Origin of the sequence: Leekyejoonella antrihumi (assembly GCF_007845645.1) — a bacterium.
Taxonomy (GTDB): domain Bacteria; phylum Actinomycetota; class Actinomycetes; order Actinomycetales; family Dermatophilaceae; genus Leekyejoonella; species Leekyejoonella antrihumi.
In genome coordinates this window covers 98,334-118,389 of record NZ_VCQV01000001.1, presented here as the reverse complement: position 1 = coordinate 118,389, position 20,056 = coordinate 98,334, and the positions used below count along the sequence as shown (strand labels likewise).

The 20,056-nt window shown below is 68.3% G+C and carries 22 protein-coding genes and 3 tRNA genes; 21 read left to right on the top strand and 4 right to left on the bottom strand.

Annotated features, from left to right (window positions below; genetic code table 11):
- Window positions 1-12: 12 nt before the first annotated feature.
- The gene (locus FGL98_RS00535; protein WP_146314707.1) at window positions 13-651 is read left to right on the top strand and encodes a hypothetical protein; all 639 of its coding nucleotides are present in this window, start codon (window positions 13-15) and stop codon (window positions 649-651) included.
- A gap of 183 nt (window positions 652-834) precedes the next feature.
- Here the strand turns inward: FGL98_RS00535 and FGL98_RS00530 are convergent, their stop codons facing one another.
- Window positions 835-1,701, bottom strand: coding sequence for a DMT family transporter (locus FGL98_RS00530; RefSeq protein ID WP_146314706.1), 867 nt, complete (start codon window positions 1,699-1,701; stop codon window positions 835-837).
- Window positions 1,702-1,790: 89 nt separating this feature from the next.
- On the opposite strand from FGL98_RS00530, the gene FGL98_RS00525 reads away from it, so the two are divergent.
- Window positions 1,791-3,263, top strand: coding sequence for a GntP family permease (locus FGL98_RS00525; protein ID WP_146314705.1), 1,473 nt, complete (start codon window positions 1,791-1,793; stop codon window positions 3,261-3,263).
- Window positions 3,264-3,307: 44 nt separating this feature from the next.
- On the opposite strand, the gene FGL98_RS00520 is transcribed toward FGL98_RS00525, so the two are convergent.
- Together FGL98_RS00520 and FGL98_RS00515 are read right to left on the bottom strand one after the other, a co-directional pair.
- Window positions 3,308-5,230, bottom strand: a complete 1,923-nt coding sequence (locus FGL98_RS00520) for an acyl-CoA dehydrogenase family protein (RefSeq protein WP_146314704.1) — start codon at window positions 5,228-5,230, stop codon at window positions 3,308-3,310.
- A gap of 4 nt (window positions 5,231-5,234) precedes the next feature.
- Complete coding sequence (locus FGL98_RS00515) at window positions 5,235-5,978, bottom strand: TetR/AcrR family transcriptional regulator (protein ID WP_186525893.1); 744 nt, start codon at window positions 5,976-5,978, stop codon at window positions 5,235-5,237.
- A gap of 164 nt (window positions 5,979-6,142) precedes the next feature.
- On the opposite strand from FGL98_RS00515, the gene FGL98_RS00510 reads away from it, so the two are divergent.
- The 11 genes from FGL98_RS00510 (at window position 6,143) to FGL98_RS00460 (ending at window position 13,838) form a co-directional block, all read left to right on the top strand.
- Window positions 6,143-7,426, top strand: a complete 1,284-nt coding sequence (locus FGL98_RS00510) for an acetyl-CoA C-acetyltransferase (protein WP_146314702.1) — start codon at window positions 6,143-6,145, stop codon at window positions 7,424-7,426.
- Entirely contained in the window at window positions 7,423-8,787 is a 1,365-nt protein-coding gene (locus FGL98_RS00505) for a 3-oxoacyl-ACP reductase (RefSeq protein ID WP_146314701.1), read from the top strand. Before FGL98_RS00510 ends, FGL98_RS00505 begins: the two co-directional genes overlap by 4 nt.
- A 4-nt stretch (window positions 8,788-8,791) precedes the next feature.
- A complete protein-coding gene (locus FGL98_RS00500) occupies window positions 8,792-9,691 on the top strand; it encodes a MaoC/PaaZ C-terminal domain-containing protein (RefSeq protein WP_222431936.1) in 900 nt (299 codons plus the stop codon).
- A gap of 55 nt (window positions 9,692-9,746) precedes the next feature.
- A tRNA-Thr gene (locus tag FGL98_RS00495) sits at window positions 9,747-9,819 on the top strand.
- A gap of 51 nt (window positions 9,820-9,870) precedes the next feature.
- Window positions 9,871-9,944 (top strand) — tRNA-Met (locus FGL98_RS00490).
- 76 nt (window positions 9,945-10,020) lie between these two features.
- Window positions 10,021-10,191 carry a 50S ribosomal protein L33 gene (rpmG, locus tag FGL98_RS00485; protein WP_146314699.1) on the top strand — a complete coding sequence of 57 codons (171 nt, stop codon included), beginning with the start codon at window positions 10,021-10,023 and terminating at the stop codon, window positions 10,189-10,191.
- A gap of 95 nt (window positions 10,192-10,286) precedes the next feature.
- The gene (locus tag FGL98_RS00480) at window positions 10,287-10,733 is read left to right on the top strand and encodes an FAS1-like dehydratase domain-containing protein (protein ID WP_146314698.1); all 447 of its coding nucleotides are present in this window, start codon (window positions 10,287-10,289) and stop codon (window positions 10,731-10,733) included.
- On the top strand, window positions 10,733-11,158 hold the full coding sequence (locus tag FGL98_RS00475; RefSeq protein ID WP_146314697.1) for a MaoC family dehydratase: 426 nt from the start codon (window positions 10,733-10,735) through the stop codon (window positions 11,156-11,158). The genes FGL98_RS00480 and FGL98_RS00475 overlap by 1 nt, the downstream gene beginning before the upstream one ends.
- 7 nt (window positions 11,159-11,165) lie before the next feature.
- Entirely contained in the window at window positions 11,166-12,239 is a 1,074-nt protein-coding gene (locus FGL98_RS00470) for a UDP-N-acetylmuramate dehydrogenase (RefSeq protein ID WP_222431935.1), read from the top strand.
- A 99-nt stretch (window positions 12,240-12,338) separates the two neighbouring features.
- Window positions 12,339-12,710 (top strand): hypothetical protein, encoded by a 372-nt coding sequence (locus tag FGL98_RS00465; RefSeq protein WP_146314695.1) that lies wholly within the window; start codon window positions 12,339-12,341, stop codon window positions 12,708-12,710.
- A gap of 135 nt (window positions 12,711-12,845) precedes the next feature.
- The gene (locus FGL98_RS00460) at window positions 12,846-13,838 is read left to right on the top strand and encodes a hypothetical protein (RefSeq protein ID WP_146314694.1); all 993 of its coding nucleotides are present in this window, start codon (window positions 12,846-12,848) and stop codon (window positions 13,836-13,838) included.
- Window positions 13,839-13,940: 102 nt separating this feature from the next.
- On the opposite strand, the gene FGL98_RS00455 is transcribed toward FGL98_RS00460, so the two are convergent.
- Window positions 13,941-14,972 carry an adenosine deaminase gene (locus FGL98_RS00455; RefSeq protein WP_146314863.1) on the bottom strand — a complete coding sequence of 344 codons (1,032 nt, stop codon included), beginning with the start codon at window positions 14,970-14,972 and terminating at the stop codon, window positions 13,941-13,943.
- Window positions 14,973-15,182: 210 nt separating this feature from the next.
- Here FGL98_RS00455 and FGL98_RS00450 point away from each other — a divergent pair.
- From FGL98_RS00450 to rplL, 8 genes are all read left to right on the top strand, one after another.
- Window positions 15,183-15,255 (top strand) — tRNA-Trp (locus FGL98_RS00450).
- A 32-nt stretch (window positions 15,256-15,287) separates the two neighbouring features.
- Window positions 15,288-15,551 carry a preprotein translocase subunit SecE gene (gene secE / locus FGL98_RS00445; RefSeq protein ID WP_186525892.1) on the top strand — a complete coding sequence of 88 codons (264 nt, stop codon included), beginning with the start codon at window positions 15,288-15,290 and terminating at the stop codon, window positions 15,549-15,551.
- Between the two features lie 123 nt (window positions 15,552-15,674).
- Window positions 15,675-16,634, top strand: coding sequence for a transcription termination/antitermination protein NusG (gene nusG, locus FGL98_RS00440; protein WP_146314693.1), 960 nt, complete (start codon window positions 15,675-15,677; stop codon window positions 16,632-16,634).
- Between the two features lie 90 nt (window positions 16,635-16,724).
- Window positions 16,725-17,159 carry a 50S ribosomal protein L11 gene (rplK, locus tag FGL98_RS00435; RefSeq protein ID WP_146314692.1) on the top strand — a complete coding sequence of 145 codons (435 nt, stop codon included), beginning with the start codon at window positions 16,725-16,727 and terminating at the stop codon, window positions 17,157-17,159.
- A 93-nt stretch (window positions 17,160-17,252) separates the two neighbouring features.
- Window positions 17,253-17,972 carry a 50S ribosomal protein L1 gene (gene rplA, locus FGL98_RS00430; RefSeq protein ID WP_146314691.1) on the top strand — a complete coding sequence of 240 codons (720 nt, stop codon included), beginning with the start codon at window positions 17,253-17,255 and terminating at the stop codon, window positions 17,970-17,972.
- 163 nt (window positions 17,973-18,135) lie between these two features.
- Window positions 18,136-18,627 carry a glutathione peroxidase gene (locus FGL98_RS00425; RefSeq protein ID WP_146314690.1) on the top strand — a complete coding sequence of 164 codons (492 nt, stop codon included), beginning with the start codon at window positions 18,136-18,138 and terminating at the stop codon, window positions 18,625-18,627.
- Window positions 18,628-18,943: 316 nt separating this feature from the next.
- Window positions 18,944-19,540 (top strand): 50S ribosomal protein L10, encoded by a 597-nt coding sequence (gene rplJ / locus FGL98_RS00420; protein WP_146314689.1) that lies wholly within the window; start codon window positions 18,944-18,946, stop codon window positions 19,538-19,540.
- Between the two features lie 90 nt (window positions 19,541-19,630).
- Complete coding sequence (gene rplL / locus FGL98_RS00415; RefSeq protein ID WP_146314688.1) at window positions 19,631-20,014, top strand: 50S ribosomal protein L7/L12; 384 nt, start codon at window positions 19,631-19,633, stop codon at window positions 20,012-20,014.
- Window positions 20,015-20,056 lie beyond the last annotated feature (42 nt).

The window sequence follows — 20,056 nt, the reverse complement described above, 5'->3', positions numbered from 1 at the left end:
AAGGAGACGACGATGAGCGACACGACCCCAGGACGTCCCCGGCGCCCGGTGATGCTGAATCCGCGCGACCTCGAGTCGCAGCCGGGCCAGCTGGACCCGGCGCAGGTGTCCGAGGCGGCGCACCAGACCGCCGCCGTCCTGGTCGGTCGAGGACGCGCGGCGCGGGACCCGGAGATCACCAGAAGGCTGGTGACGCTGGTCGACGAGCTGGGTATGCCGACCGTGGCGCAGCTGTGGGCGGACCGCCCTGCGGTCAGCCTGCCGGGTGCGCTCTGGCGCCTGTACACGTTGCGCGAGTGGGTGCAGCGAGCGCCGGTGGATGCGGCCAAGGACTACGAGGAGGGGCGCCTGCACGCCGACGCCCCCCACGCCGTCGCCGGTGCCGCCGAACCGCCCACCCCGGAGGCAATCAAGGCGATGACCGACAGCATCCTCACCGGCGTCTTCGAAGGGGACCTGGGGGTTGCCCTGGACCGCGCGGCGGCCTTCTGCCAGGTCATCTCGGTAGGCCGGGCGCACCGCGCGGACGAACGGGACGCCCTCGACGCCCGTGGGGCCGCCGCGCAGACCATCAGCGCATCGGCGCTCCTGACCACGGCACGGGACCTGACCCGGTCGGCGGCGCTGTGGCGATCCGGGCGGCTCGAGTAGCCGCAGAGTCGCCCGACACACAAGATCACGGGTCGCACGGGGAACAAATCCGGCCGACGTTGCCGTTAGTGTGAAGTGGTTGCGTCGGACCGCGGCAGCCCCGGGTCCCGAATTCAGCCGCTACGAGCGGCCCTGCGCCGTGAGGCGCTCCCGGTCCGACGCAACCACACCAGACCCGGACGATCAGACCCGGACGATCAGCGCGATCCCGGCCAGCACCACCGCCGCCCCGAGCAGACGCCGCAGGGGGTTGGGCTCCTTGAAGAGCCACCAGGCAAGCAGGGAGCCGACCACGATGCTGCTCTCACGGGCCGGTGCGACCAGCGCCACCGACGTGGTCCGCATGGCCTGAAGCACCAGGATGTAGGCGAGCGGGGAGAGCACTCCCACCGTCAGCACCTCACGCCAGTGTCGACGGAGGGTGTTCAGGACCGGTGGGTGCCGACGCAGGCCGGGCGACAACAGGAGCGCTTCGAAGGCGGTATTGAGCGAGAAGTAGGGGATCGGGGCCAGCGCCAGGGCGGTCATGCCATGGTCGTCCCACAGGGTGTAGGCGGCGATCGCGCACCCGGTCGCGCCGCCGTACTGCAGACCGGTGATGGCGCGCTGCGCGCTCGTTGCGTGCCCCCGCGTTCCGGCTGCGACAATGACGACGCCCAGGATCACGAGCATCCCGCCGCCGACGGCGAACCAGCCGGGACGCTCGCCCAGCGCGAGCACGGCGACGGCCATCGTGATCAGTGGACCCGTTCCTCGCGCCACGGGGTAGACGACGCTGAGGTCGGCACGCGCATACCCGGTCTGCAGGGTCAGCGAGTAGGCGATGTGCAGCACCGCGGACACGGCCGGTGCGACGAGCAGCCACCACGTCCACGGGCCACCGGAACGGATCAGCAGCACGATCCCGATCGGCAACCAGATCACAGCGCCCGCAGCGACGTAGCACCACACGAACGGGTAGCCGTCGCTCGTGACCCGTTTGGCGGTGATGTTCCAGATGGCGTGGAACAGGGCCGCGGCGAGGATGAGACCCAGCACCTGTCCTGACATGCGACTCACCCAATCAGAAGCGCGAATCGCCGCTTCGGCGGGCGTAGCCTGCCCGAACTTGCCCCGTCACTGCAGGAGGAATTCTCGTCATGACTGCCGTCCACGCCCTCGGGCTGCTCGCCGCGAGCGACAAACCGCTCAGCAGCGCCGGCAACGGCCAACTCATCGCCGCAGCGCTGCTGGGTATCGCCACGGTCGTCCTGCTCATCGTCTGGGCCAGATTCCACCCGTTCATCGGCCTCATCGTCGGCACTGCCGTGCTCGGTGCGGTCGCAGCAGTGGCGCCCGGCGACATTGTCAACAGCTTCGTCGACGGGCTCGGTTCCACCTTCGGGTCGGTGGGTCTGTTGATTGCCCTCGGAGCCATGCTCGGCAAGCTGCTGGCGGACTCCGGTGGTGCCAACCAGATCGTCGACAGCATCATCGACCGAGTCGGGCCCAAGACGCTGCCCTGGGCGATGGCTCTGATCGCCGCGATCATCGGGCTGCCGATGTTCTTCGAGATCGGCGTCGTCATCCTGGTCCCGATCATCCTGCTCGTGGCGCGCAAGACCGGTGTCTCCCTGATGAAGGTCGGCATCCCCGCGCTCGCGGGCCTGTCGATCCTGCATGGGCTCGTCCCGCCGCACCCGGGCCCGGAGACGGCGATCGCCCTGTTGCACGCACCCCTGAGCTACACCCTGGTCTTCGGTCTGATCATCGCGGTCCCCACCCTGATCATCGCCGGACCGCTGCTCGCACCGCTGATGGACCGACTGGTGCCGGTGCATGTCGGGGCCGATGGGGTCGCCCGTTCGGGTGCCGATCCGGACACGCCGCCCGTGACGGACGGCGCCGACGCCGACGACGCGCCCGACGCGGCGACGGACGCCCAGCGGGCTGCCGGCGCAACCCGACGGCCGAGCTTCTTCGGCGCGATCATCAGCGTCGTGCTGCCGGTGCTGCTGATGCTGGTCAAGGCGATCGGCGACCTCACCCTGGATGACGGCACCGGGGGCCGCAGCTTCGTGGACTTCATCGGTGAACCGTCGGTCGCGCTGCTCGCCGGTGTGCTCGTGGCAATGCTGGCCGTCGGCCGCGCCTCGGGTATGCCGCGCGCCAAGATTCATCAGTCGCTCGGCTCCGGTCTGCCGCCGGTCGCCTCGATCATGCTGATCGTGGCCGCCGGCGGCGGCTTCAAGACCGTCCTGTCCGACTCCGGCGTCTCCGAAGTCATCGCGCACTGCGCCAAGGATGCCAACATGTCGGTGCTGCTGCTGGGCTGGCTGGTGGCGGTGGCCATCCGCCTGGCCACCGGCTCGGCAACGGTGGCCACGGTCACGGCTGCCGGCATCGTGGAGCCCCTGGGGCACACCCTCAGTCAGCCGCACCTGGCGTTGCTGGTGCTTGCCGTCGGTTCCGGATCGCTGTTCTTCAGCCACGTCAACGACGCCGGATTCTGGCTCGTCAAGGAATACTTCGGTCTCACGGTCTGGCAGACGATCAAGTCCTGGTCGGTGATGGAGACGGTGATCTCCGTGGTCGCCCTGATCTGCGTGCTGATCATCGGCACCATCGTCTGATGAGGCACCGGCCGCGCGAGGGACGCGCGGCCGGTGCTGGCGGGTCAGAGCTGGGCGATCGGTGCGGTGATCAGAGCGTCGGGGATCGCGAAGGCATCGACCAGGTCGAGCGCACGCGGCCGCAGGGCGCGGCACAGGTCGTTCACGGCGGCCGTCACCGAGCGAGATCGCGTGGTGGTGAGCCGTCCGTGCTCGAGGAACCAGGCGCGGTCGTCCTCGATCGAGGAGAGCGCATACAGGCTCAGCACCTGACCGAAGAGGTCCTTCGCGGGCCCGTCGGCCATACCGTCCTCGGCCTCGCACGCGGCCTCCATCACGCACCGGTCGATATGCGTTCGCGCGGCGAACAGCACGTGATCCTGCGCCCCGTTGAACAGCTCGAACGCGTTGTCCTTGGTCGCCTTGCGCAACCGCAGACCCACGGTCTCCAGCGTGTGGTCGGCCCGCTGCTCGAACATGGACAACTGCCAGCCGCGGTCGTCCATCGCCGACTCGTCGTCGCGACCCTTGGCAGCGTCCACCAGCCGCTGCAACCCGGCACGGCCCGTCGTCCGCTCCACGAGGCCTTCGGCGACCTGGCGGGTCACCATGCCGACCATCTCGGTGACATCCAGATCACCCCACATGGACTGGTATTCGGTGAGCAGCCCCTTCGCGACCAGCTGCAACAGGACCGTGTTGTCACCCTCGAACGTGGTGAAGACGTCGACGTCCGCGCGCATCTGGGCGAGCTGGTTCTCGGCCATGTAGCCGGCGCCACCGCAGGCCTCCCGACACGCCTGGATCGTGTCAAGCGCATGCCAGGTGGTCACCGCCTTGAGGCCGGCGACCCGGCTCTCCAGCTCGCGCTGCGCGACCTTATCCTCCTCCTGGCCCTCCGGCCGGGGCGTGCCGTGCAGCTCCTGCAACCGCTCGGTCACCGCGTTCTGCGCAAGGCTCAGCGCGTAGGACTTCGCCAGGCGGGGGAGCAGCTTGCGCTGGTGTGCGAGGTAGTCGAGGACGACGATCTCGTCATCCGACCCGGGCGCCTCGAACTGCCGGCGCTGGGCGCCGTACCGCACGGCTATGGCCAGCGCCTTCTTGGCGGCGGACCCCGAGCCGCCACCGACGCATACCCGCCCGCGCACCAGGGTGCCGAGCATGGTGAAGAACCGCGCGTTCTTGCCCTCGATGTGCGAGACGTAGATCCCGTCGTCGCCGATGTCGCCAAAGGCGTTCAGCAGGTTGTCCTTGGGCACGTGGACCTCATCGAAGCTGAACGTGCCGTTGTCCACCCCGGGCAGGCCGGCCTTCACGCCGTTGTCACCGATCGTGACGCCGGGCAGCGCATTGCCGCCTGCGTCGCGCACGGGCACGAGAATCGCGTGCACGCCGTGGTTCTCGGCACCGGTCACCAGCTGGGCGAATACGACGGCCATTCGACCGTCGCGGGCGGCGTTGCCGATGTAGGTCTTCTTCGACGACGGTGTCGGCGAGGTGATCACCAGCTCCTGGGTGTCGGGGTCATAGGTGGCGGTCGTCTCCAGCTGCTGCACATTGCTGCCGTGTCCCTCCTCGGTCATCGCGAAGGAGCCGAGCAGCCTGGCCGTCATGATGTCCTCGAGGTAGGCCTGGTGATGCCGCTCGGTGCCGAGGCGGGCGACTGCGCCACCGAACAGCCCGAACTGCACGCCGGTCTTCACCACCAGCGAGAGATCTCCGTAGGCCTGCATCTCGAACATCACGCACGATGCGCCGTAGTCGAGGGTCCCGCCGTAGGCCCGCGGGAAACCGATTCGTCCGTAGTCGCGCTTCGCGAGCTCCAGCAGCTGCCGGTGCACCCGCTCACGCTGAGCCTCGACCGGCTCCCCGGGCTCGCCGAGTGCCCACTCGGGTTCGAGGTCGGTGCGTGCTCGCTGCCTCAGGTCCTCCCAGTGGCCGTCGAGCAGGTGGCGGAGCTCGTCGATGGCTACGGACTGTTCACTCATCGGGTCACCATTTTCTCTCGGGGTCGTTTTCGCTCGGACGGCCTGCCTTCTGCGGCGCGAGGACGCCGGTCAGTCCGACGGCGGCAAAGTCCGCCAGGTGCCGGACAATCACCTCGCGTGGTTCGCGAGCGGGGTTGCCCAGCCACCGGTCCGCGGCCGCGCGGACCAACCCGATCAGCCCGTGAGCCCAGGTTGCCGCGGGTGCCGGGTCCTTGTCGGCGGTGGTGAGCGCGGTGCTGAATATCTGGGTGAGGGTGTCGGCGATCGCGTTGGTCAGGCCGACCACCGGATCGGACTCCGGCGGCACGCCCAGCAGCGGCCGTCGGACGACGAACCGGTAGACCTCCGGGTCGCGCTCGACCAGGTGCAGGTAGGCGTCGATGACCGCCATGAGCACCTCGTGCAGGTTGCGGCCCAGGAGGCTCTCGGCCGGGTGGGAGGCCCCCGCGGACGGGGCAATCTGCGGTGACAAGGCCTGGCGCAGATCGGACATGATCTGCGCATCCACCGCCTCGCAGACGGCAAGATAGAGGCCGAGACGGTCTCCGAGATGCCGGTAGATCACGGTCTTGCTGGTGCCGGCCTGTGCGGCGATCTCGTCCATGCCGACCGTGGCGCCGTGCTTGCGGATGGCGACGATGGCAGCCTCGGTGAGCTCTCGTCGGCGCGTCTGACGGTGTTGCGTCCAGCGGGTGTGTCGACCGTCCACTCGAGGGCCGGTCACCGCACCGTCTTCCGTCACGTCCATGGTCCACGAGAGTATCCGAAACTGGGTGTACCTGCTACTCTCGGTATCGGTAAATGGTGAGTTGCCCGCCGGCCGATGAAGGTTTTCCCCGGTCAGGTTGCTGGTGCGACTCACCTCAACATGAGCCCTCACGAAGGGCGTCGTTCGACACTGTGGAGGGTCCCATGAGCCAACGTGACGCATACGTCATCGGCGGAAACCGCATCCCATTCGCCCGTTCGGGCGGCAAATATCTGAAGGCGTCCAACCAGGACCTGCTGACCACGACCATCGAGGGTCTGGTCGCCCGCTTCGGTCTGGGCGGCGAGCGCCTCGGCGAGGTTGTCGCCGGCGCCGTGATCAAGCACTCGCGCGACTTCAACCTGACCCGAGAGGCGGTGCTCGGCTCGCACCTCGACCCGCACACCCCTGCCTACGACATCCAGCAGGCCTGTGGCACCGGCCTCGAGGCAGCGATCCTGGTCGCCAACAAGATCCGGCTCGGCCAGATCGAGTCCGGCATCGCGGGAGGCAGCGACACCACCTCGGACGCGCCGCTGGCAGTCAACGACGACCTGCGCAAGACGCTGATGAAGGTCAACTACGCCAAGACTCCGCAGCAGCGGCTGAAGGCGCTCGCCAAGATCCGGCCGGGTCAGCTCGCCCCCGAGCAGCCGAAGAACGCCGAGCCGCGCACCGGCCTGGCCATGGGTGACCACCAGGCGATCACCACCAAGGAGTGGGGGATCACCCGCGAGGCGCAGGACGAGCTCGCCGTGCGCAGCCATCAGAACCTCGCGGCGGCGTACGACCGCGGCTTCTTCGACGACCTGGTGACTCCCTACCTGGGCCTTACCCGCGACAACAACCTGCGTGCCGACAGCACGGTCGAGAAGCTCGCCAAGCTGAAGCCCGCGTTCGGCAAGGGCGATCCGGCCGCCACGATGACCGCCGCCAACTCCACCCCACTGACCGACGGCGCCTCGGCCGTGCTGCTGGGCAGCCAGGAGTGGGCCCAGGAGCGCGGCCTGACACCGCTTGCCCGGTTCGTGGACGGTGAGGCGGCCGCGGTCGACTACGTGCACGGCGACGAGGGCCTGCTGATGGCACCGCCGTATGCCATCGCCCGGCTGCTGAAGCGCAACAACCTGTCCCTGCAGGACTTCGACTTCTACGAGTTCCACGAGGCCTTCGCCTCGACCGTGCTGTGCCACCTCGCGGCGCTGGAGAGCCCCGAGTTCTGCAAGCAGCGACTCGGCCTGGACGAGCCACTCGGGCCGATCGACCGGGACAAGCTGAACGTCAACGGGTCGTCCCTAGCCGCCGGCCACCCGTTTGCGGCCACGGGTGGGCGGATCGTCGCCTCGCTGGCCAAGATGCTGCATGAGAAGGGCTCTGGCCGCGGACTGATCTCCATCTGTGCCGCGGGTGGCCAGGGCGTCGCCGCAATTCTGGAGGCAACCGCATGACCGACAAATACGCACAGCTGGTCAATCACGGCATCGGTAAGAAGGTCGCCACCCAGGTCGGCCTGCCCCGTCCGCCCCGCCTGCGCCGTTACGAGCCCGGCCAGGAGCTGCTCGAGGGGCCGGCCGCAGTCGGCGGCATCGGCCAGAGCCCGGTGACGCAGACCGTGGCGGCCGTCATCAAGGCCTCCGGCGGCGCCGTCGTCGACGCCGCCGCGGACACCACTTATGCGGACAAGCCGGCCGCCGTGGTCTTCGACGCCACCGCGGCGCGCACCCTCAAGGAGCTCGAGGAGCTGCGAGCCGCCGTCGGACCGGCGGTCAAGGCGCTCGGTCGTTGCGGACGAGTCATTCTCATCGGCACGCCGCCGGATGAGCTGGCGGACGCCGAGGCCGCGGCGGCCCAGCAGGCGCTCGAGGGCATCATGCGCTCCATCGGCAAGGAGCTGCGGGCCGGTGGCACCGCCAACCTGATCTGGCTGCAGGGTGAGGCCCGGGGGGACTCGGCTGCGCTCGCCGCGCCGCTCCGGTTCCTCCTGTCCAGCCGGTCGGCCTACGTCTCGGGCCAGCCGGTCCGCGTCGTCGCGGGCGACGTCCCCGAGGTCGACGACTGGCAGACCCCGCTCAAGGGTGAGGTCGCGGTCATCACGGGCGCGGCGCGAGGGATCGGCGCCGACATCGCGCACGTCTTCGCCCGTGCCGGCGCCAACGTCATCGCGGTCGACATCCCGGCCGCCGGTGATGCCCTCGCCAAGGTCGCCAACGGGATCGGAGCGGTGGCCCTGCAGCTCGACATCACCTCCGTGGATGCCGGTGAGCGCATTGCGCAGGCGGTCGCTCGCGTGGGCGATCACCTGGACGTGATCGTCCACAACGCCGGCATCACCCGCGACAAGCTCTTCGTCAACACCGACGCCGACCGTTGGGGCAGCGTCATCGACGTGAACCTCGCCGCACAGTTCCGCATCAACAAGGTGCTGCTGGATCCCGCCACCAAGGGCGGTCTGAAGGATGGCGGCCGCATCGTGGCCGTCGCCTCCACCAGCGGCATCGGCGGCAACCGCGGGCAGGCGAACTACGCGGCCTCCAAGGCGGGCGTCATGGGCATGGTGCGGCAGCTGTCGAAGAACCTGGCCGACCGGCACATCACGGTCAACGCGGTGGCGCCGGGCTTCATCGAGACCGAGATGACCTCGAAGATCCCATTGGCCACGCGCGAGGTGGGCCGCCGGATCAACTCGCTGCTGCAGGGCGGCCAACCGGTCGATGTCGGCGAGACGATCGCGTTCTTCGCCGAGCCGGGTTCGGCCGGGGTCACCGGTCAGGTCCTGCGCGTCTGCGGCCAGTCCCAGTTGGGCGCCTAGCCCGATGAGCCGAATGATCGAGCTGACCTCGACGCCGGCGCTTGTCAAGCTGTACGCCGCTGCGGTCGCCACCTCTCGCGGCCGCGGCGGCAAGAGCCCGCTGCCGGACGTGCAGGTGGTTCGCAGCGGCATCCACGTCGATCCGGCGCACCTGGCCGACTACGACCAGGTATGCGGTTTCGCCCTGCGAGATGAGCTGCCCGCCACCTACCTGCACAACCTGGCGTTCCCGCTGCAGGTCACCCTGTTCGTGGACAAGGGCTATCCGTATCCGCTCACCGGCAGCGTGCACCTGGCCAACCGGCTCATCCAGCACCGCCCGGTGCGGCTGGCCGAGGAGCTCACCGTACGCGTCCGGGCGGAGAATGCCCGGCCGCACAGGAGCGGCGTACAGGTCGACGTGGTCTCTCAGGCGCACGTCGGCGACGAGCTGGTGTGGGAGGGCCTGGCGACCTACCTCTATCGCGGTCAGCAGATGGAGGGAGAGGCGCAGCCTCGGCCGCCGGAGCCCGAGGCCGTCAGCGGTGCTGGGGCGACCTGGCGGCTGCCCGGCGACCTCGGCCGGCGCTTCGCCGGGGTGAGCGGCGACATCAACCCGATTCACCTGCATCCGCTCACGGCCAAGGCAATGGGATTCCCCAGGGCGATCGTGCACGGGATGTGGAGCCAGGCCGCAATGCTGGCCGGCATCGAGTCCCGGCTGCCGCCCGCCTACGTCGCCGACATGTCCTTCCGGAAGCCGGTGCTGATCCCGGGCACGGCGACGTTCGTGGCACATCGCGCCCCGGACGGCTCCTGGGATCTGGCGCTGCGCAACCCGAAGAAGGACACGGTGCTCGTGCGGGGCGCCGTCACACCGGCTATCGCGGTGTCCAATTTCGTAAATGGAGAGGTCGTCGGGTAGCCTTTCCGCTGCACCGCCGAGCGGTGGCCGGACGGTCACGCCCTGGTGGAGGCAGGCCCCTATAGCTCAGACGGTAGAGCGTCTCCATGGTAAGGAGAAGGTCAACGGTTCGATTCCGTTTGGGGGCTCTGGTGAGCAGCTGGCAGCGGAATACTTCCGGCTGCGAGCCGGTTCTCCGAGGCGGGATAGCTCAGCTGGTTAGAGCGCACGACTCATAATCGTGAGGTCGCGGGATCGAGCCCCGCTCCCGCTACTGAACGAGGCCCGCACCGACGGGCCGAAGCAGACCGTAGTACCACCCACAGAAGATTTCGAGAGCAGGTTGCCCCGTGGCTACAAAGAGCGCAGACGTTCGCCCCAAGATCACCCTGGCGTGCACGGAGTGCAAGGAGCGCAACTACATCACCAAGAAGAACCGCCGCAACAACCCCGACCGGGTCGAGCTGGCGAAGTTCTGCCCGCGTTGCGGCAAGCACACCGCCCACCGCGAGACGCGCTGAGCGCACTCCGCACAACTCCTCGCAAACGGCCACCCTGGGACACCCTGGGGTGGCCGTTGACGCGTCCGGCGCTACCCGATCAGTAAGGTCAAGGCATGGCTGTGAATCCAAAGGTGGAGGGCCGCACCTATCCGGCGACGAAGCCGTATGTCGTCTCCCGGGCCAAGATCGCGGAGTTCGCGCGTGCGGTGGGGGCCACCGACCCCGTGCACCTCGACCCGGCCGTCGCCAGAGAGCGCGGCTACTCCGACGTGATTGCCCCGCCTACCTTCGCGGTGCTGGTGGCCCAGCAGGCCGAGGCGCACGTCATGACCGACCCGGAGGCCGGCATCGACTACAGCCGCCTGGTGCACGGTGAGGAAGGCTTCGTCCATCACCGGCCCCTGGTGGCCGGTGACGAGGTGACGGCGCACACCACGGTCGTGCGCGTCCGCGCCGCCGGTGGCCACTCGATGGTCAACCTGCGCACCGAGGTCGACACGGTGGACGGGGAGAACGTCACGACCACCACCTCCGTCGTCGTGATCAGAGGAGACTCCTAGTGGGCGCGCCAGACTTCGACCAGTTGTCCGTCGGGGATCAGATCCCCGGAGCCACCGTGCACGTCGAGCGCGCCACGATGGTGCGCTACGCGGGGGCGAGCCTCGACTTCAACCCGATCCATTACGACGACCGGTTCGCCACCTCGGTCGGCCTGCCGGATGTCATCGCGCACGGCATGTGGACGATGGGATCGGCCATCCAGATCGTTGTCGACTGGGCCGGTGACGCGGGCCGCGTCGTCGAGTACACCGTGCGGTTCAGCGCTCCCGTGCCCGTCCCGTACGACAGCGGCACCGACGTGGCCGTAGCCGGCCGCGTCAAATCGCTCGATGAGGAGCGCAGGCGCGTCGTCATCGACATCACTGCCTCCGTCGGTGGCGCGAAGGTCCTCAGCCGGGCGCTGGCCACCGTCGATCTGGGCTGAGGCACGGGTGAAACAGGAGTGGGCCGCGCCACTGGCCCCGCTCACCACGATGCGCGTGGGTGGACCCGCGGCCCGACTGGTCACCGTCGAGTCGACCGACGCCCTGGTCGACGCGGTGCGCGAGGTCGACGACGCGGACGAGCCGCTGCTGCTGCTGTCCGGTGGCTCGAATCTGGTCATCGCCGATGACGGGTTCTCCGGCACCGTCGTGCGCATCGCGACGTCCGGTGTGCGGGTGGAGTCGGACGACCAGTGCGGTGGGGTCAACGTGCGGGTTGCTGCGGGGGAGGCGTGGGACGATTTCGTCGCCCACGCCTGTGAGCAGGGGTGGGCCGGCGTCGAGGCGCTGTCCGGCATACCCGGTCTGACCGGAGCGACCCCGGTGCAGAACGTCGGCGCCTATGGCCAGGAGGTGGCCCAGACCATCGCGCAGGTACGGGTCTTCGACCGGCGCACCCAGCAGGTGCATACCTTCGCGAACACGGACTGCGCCTTCACCTACCGGCACTCGATCTTCAAGGCATCGTCGCGCTACGTCGTGCTCGACGTGCTCTTCCAGCTGCGGCCGGCGACGCTGTCGCAGCCCATCGCGTATGCCGCGCTCGCGGACGGTCTGGGCGTCGCCGTCGGTGACCGGGTGCCGCTCGGCGATGCCCGTGCGGCGGTGCTCCGGCAGCGGCGCAGCCGCGGGATGGTGCTGGACCCCGACGATCACGACACCTGGTCGTGCGGGTCGTTCTTCACCAACCCGATCCTGGACCGGACCTCGTTTGCGCAGTTCCGGCGGCGGGCGGCCGACCGGCTGGGGTCGGACGGGCCGGTGCCGCCGGAGTTCCCGGCCGTGGACGGGCGGATCAAGACCGCCGCCGCCTGGTTGATCGACAAGGCCGGATTCGCCAAGGGCTATGGGATGCCGGGGCCGGCGGCGCTGTCGACCAAGCACACCCTCGCCGTGACGAACCGCGGTGACGCCAAGGCTGCCGACGTCGTGGCCCTGGCACGGGAGGTCCGTGACGGCGTCGAGGAGGCGTTCGGCGTCCGGCTCGTCAACGAGCCGGTCCTCGTGGGCCACCAACTCTGAGTCTCTCAACACCCCTTCCGCGGCACCCCCGTCTGACGCTCTGGTGGCTTGCCGCATTCAGTGGGATCATGGGAGGGGTAGCTGCACCGGAGGTGGGCCATGGAAGCGCTCGCGATCTTTGTCGGTATCTGTGTCGGACCGGCGGCGTTCTTCCTGCTGCTTGGATGGTCGTGGCGCGCCTGCAACGGGATGCGCCCCCTGCGCCGCCGCTCGACCTCGGCGCCGACTCATCCGCCGGTGGAGCGGATGGCGGTCGATCTGCACTGGCTGGCCGACGAGATGTGCCGATTGCGGGTCTCGCGCGCCCCAGCCAAGGTGCACCGGCTGACGGCGGTGGGCCTGGCCTACGACGACACGCTGCGGATGTGCTGCGACGCGCTGGACGTGCCGGTCCCGGATGGCCGGGAGCTGGACGGTGTGGAGCGACTGCAGCTCGAGGCGGAACTGGCTCAGGCCGGGCTGGACTGGTAGGTCCACCCGCCGAGAGGCATACACACCGATCGAGCGGCATACAAAATGTGTGCACCTCTCGGGCGCAAGTATGCCTCTCGGTGAGGCTGTGGATAACTTCCGTGGTCGGGCTCTGCGCAGTGGCAGGCTTCCGGAATGTCGCACGGTGCTGCCACGGACCCACTCCACCCGGCCGACCGGCTGGAACCGCAGCCGCCGTGGCCTGATCTGAGATTGGTCACCGCGGCCACGCTCGACCGGCTCGGAATCGACCCGGCACGTCCGGCCGCCGACGGCATGCTGCCATTTCGGCGGGTGCGTAAAGGAATCTATGTCTGTGGCCCTGCGGACCTGCCGCCTGAGGAGATCCTGCTGCTGCGTGCGTATGCCGTGGCCGCGGCGGCAGGCGGCACCCCGCTCTTCTCACACCACACGGCTGCGGCCGCCTGGGGCATTCCGACCATCGGACGTCGGCCGGCGCTGATCGAGCACATCACCGCCGCGGGCACCACGGGCCGCACGCCCGGTGTGCGGCGACGTCGCGCGCAAGAGATCCCGAACGGTGTCGAGGTGAACGGTCTGATGGTCACTGCCCCTGATCGCACGGTCATCGACCTGGCCAGGGAGGTGCCGCTGGAATCGGGGCTCGCCGCAGCGGATCATGCTCTGCGCGAACGGCTGTGCACGACGCAGGACCTGCGCGACCAGGTCGATCTGCTGAAACCCGGGGCGCGCGGCAGACGCAAGGCGAGACTCGTCATACGCCTGGCGGACGCCGGCTCCGAGTCCGTCGGAGAGTCGCTGAGTCGTGCGCGGATGTTTCAGCTGGGCATTCCACGGCCAGTGCTGCAGGTGAGGTTCGACGACGAGGATGGTTTCATCGGCCGGGTGGACTTCTGGTGGGAGGAGCTCGGGTTGATCGGCGAGTTCGATGGGCGGCTGAAATACCGCGCGACACCGCAGCTGACTGCTGAGCAGGCCTCGCAGGTCCTCTGGAAGGAGAAGCTTCGTGAGGACCGCCTGCGTGGTGGTGGGCGGCGGCGGGTCGCTCGGTGGGTGTGGAACGACGCGCTGGACAGCATGCAGTATCAGGAAGTGATGAGGCGGCATGGACTACGAACCGATGCCCACGAGACCTGGGACATCTGACATCTGACAGGCCCGCGCCGAGAGGCATACAAACCGATCGAGCGGCATACAAAATAGGTACACCTGTCGGGGTGAATGTATGCCCCTCGGCGAGTGGGTGGGTCAGGCCGGGTCGGCGGACAACCAGGCGTCGATATCGGCCAGCGTCTGCTTCTTGATGCCCTCCGGCGCGAATGACACCCGCACCGACGAGCGGGCCAGTTCGGCCAACTGCCCATCGGTGAACCCGTGATCCTCCCGCGCGGAGCGGTACTGATCGGCCAGGCGGCTGCCGAAGAGCATCGGATCGTCCGCGCCCAGCGCGATCTGTGCGCCGGCATCGACCAGCCGTCGCAGCGGCACCTGTGCCGCAGTCGCGTAGACCCCGAGCGCGACATTCGAGCCGGGACACACCTCGAGGGCGACGCCACCGTCCACGATCCGGTGGAGGATCTCGTCGGACTCGACGCTGCGGACCCCGTGCCCGAGGCGAGTCGGGGCCAGCGTGTCGAGCGTCTCGCCGATCGCCCGAGGACCGAGCAGCTCACCCGCGTGCGGCACGGAGGGTAGCCCGGCTCGGCGAGCGAGCGAGAAGGCAGGCGCAAAGTCCCTCGTGTCGGCGCGGCGTTCGTCGTTGCTCAGGCCGAAGCCGATCACTGCACCCGGCCCCTCGCCGACGTGCCGCGCCGCGAGACGGGCGAGCGTGCGTGCCTCGAACGGATGGCGCATTCGGGACGCGGCCACGATCACGCCGACGCCGATCCCGAGGTCATCGGACGCCGACCGGGCCTCGTCCAGCACGATCTCCAGCGTCGGCGTGACACCGCCCAACCGCGCGGCGTACGTCGTGGGATCAACCTGGATCTCCAGCCAGCGTGATCCCTCGGTCGCGTCGTCCTCGGCGGCCTCGCGCACCACCCGGCGCAGGTCGGACTCATCCTGGACACAGTGCCGTGCCGCGTCATAGAGGCGCTGGAAGCGGAACCAACCGCGTTCGTCTGCGCCGCTCAGCTGCGGTGGCCAGGAGGTTCGGAGCGCATCCGGGAGGCTCAGGCCGTGCTTGCGAGCCAGATCGTGCACCGAGCCGATGCGCATCGATCCGGTGAAGTGCAGATGCAGGTGTGCCTTGGGCAGCGCCACCACGGAGCGAAGCATCGGCTGCATGCCTCGACCGTATCGGCTGGCGGCGTCGGGAACGGCGCAGCGTCGATCCGAGTTGGCCTTGGTATGAGGTGGTCGCGTACACTCCTGCGAGGGTGGCTGACAAAGCCATGCTGACGGCTGTCCGCGAACGGGTCGGATCGGTAGTCAGCCTCTGGATCACCTGGCCATCCAGCTGCGCCGGATCCCCAAGTCCGGTGGCAAAGGGCACTAGCTCAATTGGTAGAGCACCGGTCTCCAAAACCGGGGGTTGGGGGTTCAAGTCCCTCGTGCCCTGCGTTCAAGACCATCGATTGGAGAGAAGGCGTCGTGACTGACACGAGGACCACTGCCGGCCGTGGCGCCGCTCGTGGTCCCTCTGCGAAAGGGCATGGCAGAGTGGGCGTTTTCGCCAAGATCTCGCTGTACCTCCGCCAGGTCATCGATGAGATGCGCAAGGTGGCGCGGCCAACGCGCGACCAGCTGGTCGACTACACGCTTGTCGTGATCGCGTTCCTGGTCGTCGTGATGGCTTACGTCGTGGGTCTCGACCAGCTCTTCCAGCGGCTGGTCAGCTGGGCTTTCGCCGGGTAGCGAAACAGGGCGGGCCGACGCGGCCTGTCGACGGGCCACCGCGTGCCAGCCGGTGACTGCAGTGCAGGACGGACGTTCCGGCAAGGGAACGCTACGAACATGGACGAAGAGGGAATCAGGTCAATGACGGATCAGTGGACGCCCGAGGCGCAGGCCGAGGAGCCGGAGGCGCAGGTTGCGCAGCCGACTGACGACGCCGCAACCCCCGGCGACGCTGCCCAGGCAGCCGACGATGTGCCCCAGGATGAGGACACCTCGCAGGAGGCGCTGCCCGAGCAGCAGGTCGACGGACCCAACTCCGAGGCCGACCCGAGCGCGACGGTGGAGGACGAGGCCGTGATCGTCGAGGGTGAGGAGCCCCCTGCGGACGAGACCGACGCTTCCGACGCCAACGCCGAGACCGACGAGGCCGACGCCGGTACCGACGAGGCGACTGCAGAGGACGCGGAGACGGCACCGACGGTCGACCCACGGGAAGCCTTCATCGCCGACCTGCGCGCACAGTTCGGGCAGTGGTACGTCATCCACTCCTACGCCGGGTATGAGAAGCGGGTCAAGACCAACCTCGAGAGCCGCATCACCAGCCTCGACATGGAGGACTACATCTTCCAGGCCGAAGTGCCGATGGAGGAGTTCACCGAGATCAAGAACAGCCAGCGCAAGACGGGCACCCGGGTGCGGATGCCGGGATACGTGCTGGTGCGGATGGACCTCACCGACGAGAGCTGGGGCGCAGTGCGCCACACCCCGGGTGTGACCGGGTTCGTCGGCAACGCCCACCAGCCATCCCCGCTGTCGATCGACGAGGTCGTCACGATGCTGAACCCGGTCTTCGAGGACGACCAGGAGTCGGACTCGAAGTCCGCCGGAACAGGTGCGCAGCAGTCGGCCAAGTCCTCCTCCAGCCCCGAGGTCGACTTCACCGTTGGCGAATCCGTCACCGTGATGGAAGGCCCCTTCGAGACGCTGCCCGCCACCATCTCCGAGATCAACACCGACACCCAGAAGCTCAAGGTGCTGGTGTCCATCTTCGGCCGGGAGACCCCGGTCGAGCTGTCGTTCAACCAGGTTGCCAAGATCTGAGGCGAACGACGCGGTCCTCCTGATGAGGACGGCACTGCAACCGGGTCATCGCCCACGGCGTGGGCCCACAACAAGGTAAGGACGAAAGACATGCCACCGAAGAAGAAGAAAAAGGTCTCCGGCTTCATCAAGCTGCAGATCAATGCGGGTCAGGCCACCCCGGCCCCGCCCGTCGGCCCCGCGCTTGCTCAGCACGGTGTCAACATCATGGAGTTCGTCAAGGCGTATAACGCCGCGACGGAGAACCAGCGCGGCAGCGTGATCCCGGTGGAGGTCACGGTCTTCGAGGACCGCTCCTTCACCTTCATCACCAAGACCCCGCCGGCCGCCGAACTGATCAAGAAGGCCGCCGGTGTCGCCAAGGGCTCGGGCGAGCCGCACACGAACAAGGTGGGCAAGCTCACCAAGGACCAGGTTCGCGCGATCGCCGAGCAGAAGCTGGCCGACCTCAACGCGCATGACGTGGAGATGGCCTCGCGGATCATCGCCGGCACAGCACGGTCGATGGGCATCGAGACCGAGTGACGACACCGGTCGATCGACTGGTCGACCGGTCTGCACCAACCCCGTGGATGGGCCTGCTTCGGCCCGCAGAACCACATCTCTGAAGGAGACAAAATGAAGCACAGCAAGTCCTACCGCAAGGCGGCGGAGACGATCGACGCCGACACGCTCTACTCACCGATGGACGCCGTGCGGCTGGCCAAGTCGTCGGCCGCCACGAAGTACGACTCGACCGTCGAGGTCGCCTTCCGGCTCGGCGTCGACCCGCGCAAGGCCGACCAGATGGTTCGCGGCACCGTCAACCTGCCGCACGGCACCGGTAAGACCGCCCGTGTGCTGGTCTTCGCCAATGGCGACAAGGCCGCCGCGGCGCAGGCTGCCGGTGCGGACTTCGTCGGCTCCGACGACCTGCTCGACAAGGTTGCCGGTGGCTGGACCGATTTCGACGCGGTCGTCGCGACCCCGGACCTGATGGGCAAGGTCGGTCGGCTGGGTAAGGTGCTCGGCCCCCGTGGCCTGATGCCGAACCCGAAGACCGGGACCGTCACGATGGACGTCGCGAAGGCCGTGACCGAGATCAAGGGCGGCAAGATCGAGTTCCGTGTCGACAAGCACTCCAACCTGCACTTCATCATCGGCAAGGTGTCGTTCGATGAGCGGAATCTGGTCGAGAACTACGCCGCGGCGCTGGACGAGATCCTGCGGGTGAAGCCGTCGTCGTCGAAGGGTCGCTACATCACCAAGGCGACCATGTCCACCACGATGGGCCCCGGCATCCCGCTGGACTCATCGCGCACGCGCAACCTCACCGAGGACGAGTCCGAGCAGGCCTGAACCGCCACACGTCCAGAACGGCCGCCACCCATTGCGGGTGGCGGCCGTTCGGCTTCCGCGGAGCGATGACGAGCCGAGCAGGTCGAGTCCGATCCCGGTGTCCTGGGTGCCTGAGCGGCCACTGCCCGGGCGGGCGCTGCGAGCGCGGCATAGAGTCGATCACATGAGCCTTCACGAGATTCCCCTGACAGCCCTCGATGGTGCGCCGACCTCGCTCGGCGACTACGCCGGTAAGGCGCTGCTCGTGGTGAACGTGGCCTCCAAGTGTGGGATGACACCGCAGTACACCGGCCTCGAGCAGCTGCAAAAGACCTACGGTGAGCGCGGATTCAGCGTGGTCGGGTTCCCCTGCAACCAGTTCGGTGGCCAGGAGCCCGGCAGCGCGGAGGAGATCCAGACCTTCTGCGCCACCAAATACGGAGTGACGTTCCCGATGATGGGCAAGATCGAGGTCAACGGTGGGGGACGCCACCCGGTCTACACCGAGCTGACTCGGCACGCGGACGCGTCAGGGGAGGCAGGCGACGTCCAGTGGAACTTCGAGAAGTTCCTCGTGGCACCGTCCGGCGAGGTCGTCGCCCGCTTCCGGACGCGCACCGAGCCGACCTCGGACGAGGTGATCTCGACCATCGAGGCGAACCTGCCCTCGACGTAGGCGGTGGGGTCGACCCTCGCAAGGGTCCGGCGCCATGCCGCCAGCCGACGTCGCCCGTACTCGATTTGGCGGTAGGCCACCGTGGGCCTTACCCTGAGTGCACCAAAGACCGCCGGTTGTCGCTGCACCATTTGCAGTGACCGAAGGTCCGCCGATGCGGGCGACCAGCGCAGGTGAAGCTAGGCATCACGCCGAGCAGCACGGTCTACGTTCGCGTATGCCATCTGCCGCCTCTGCGAGCCCCGCGCCATCTGCGCCGGGGCTCGTTTCGTTGTGGCCTCCGAGCGACCGGCACTCATCCCGGAAGGAGGTCCGCATGGCGAAGACCGACAAGCAGGCAGTCGTTGCCGAGTTGACGGAGCGATTCCGCAGCTCGAGTGCGGCCGTGCTGACGGAGTATCGCGGCCTGTCCGTGGCGCAGCTCACCGAGCTGCGCAGCTCCCTTCGCGAGCACGCGACCTACGCCGTGGTGAAGAACACGCTGACCAAGCGTGCTGCTGCGGAGGCCGGTATCACGGCCTTCGACGGGCAGCTCGAGGGTCCGTCCGCGATCGCCTTCATCACCGGTGACCCGGTGGAGGCGGCCAAGGGTCTGCGTGACTTCGCCAAGGACAACCCTGCTCTCGTCATTCGAAGCGGTGTGCTGGACGGCAACCCGCTCGACGCCGAGGGCATCAACAAGCTCGCGAGCCTTGAGTCTCGTGAGGTCCTGCTCGCCAAGCTGGCAGGCGCGATGACCGCGTCGCTCAGCCAGGCGGCCAGCCTGTTCGCGGCACCGCTGTCGCAGACGGCGCGGGTCATCGAGGCGCTGCGCGCCAAGGTCGAGGCCGAGGGCCCCATGCCCTCGCAGGCTCCGGCCACCGACGTGCAGGAGAGCAGTGCAGACGTCGCCGAGGGTGGCGACGAGTCGTAGGCCACGAGCCTGCGACAACCACAAGCGCAACACCCACGCCACTGACGGCATACGACCCACGGGTCGTACACAAACGAAAGGACGCCAACCATGGCGAAGCTCAGCACCGACGAGCTCCTTGACGCTTTCAAGGAAATGACCCTGATCGAGCTCTCCGAGTTCGTCAAGCAGTTCGAGGACACCTTCGACGTCACCGCGGCCGCCCCGGTCGCCGTTGCCGCCGCAGGCGCCCCGGCCGGTGGCGCCGAAGAGGCCGCCGAGCAGGACGAGTTCGACGTCGTCCTCACCGCTGCCGGTGACAAGAAGATCCAGGTCATCAAGGAGGTCCGTGCGCTGACCTCCCTCGGCCTGAAGGAGGCCAAGGACCTCGTGGACGGCGCCCCCAAGGCCGTCCTGGAGAAGGTCGACAAGGCTTCCGCCGAGAAGGCCAAGGAAGCCCTCGAGGGCGCCGGCGCCTCCGTCGAGCTCAAGTGAGCACCACCCCTCGACGTGCTTCGCGAAACGTCGCGGGGACCC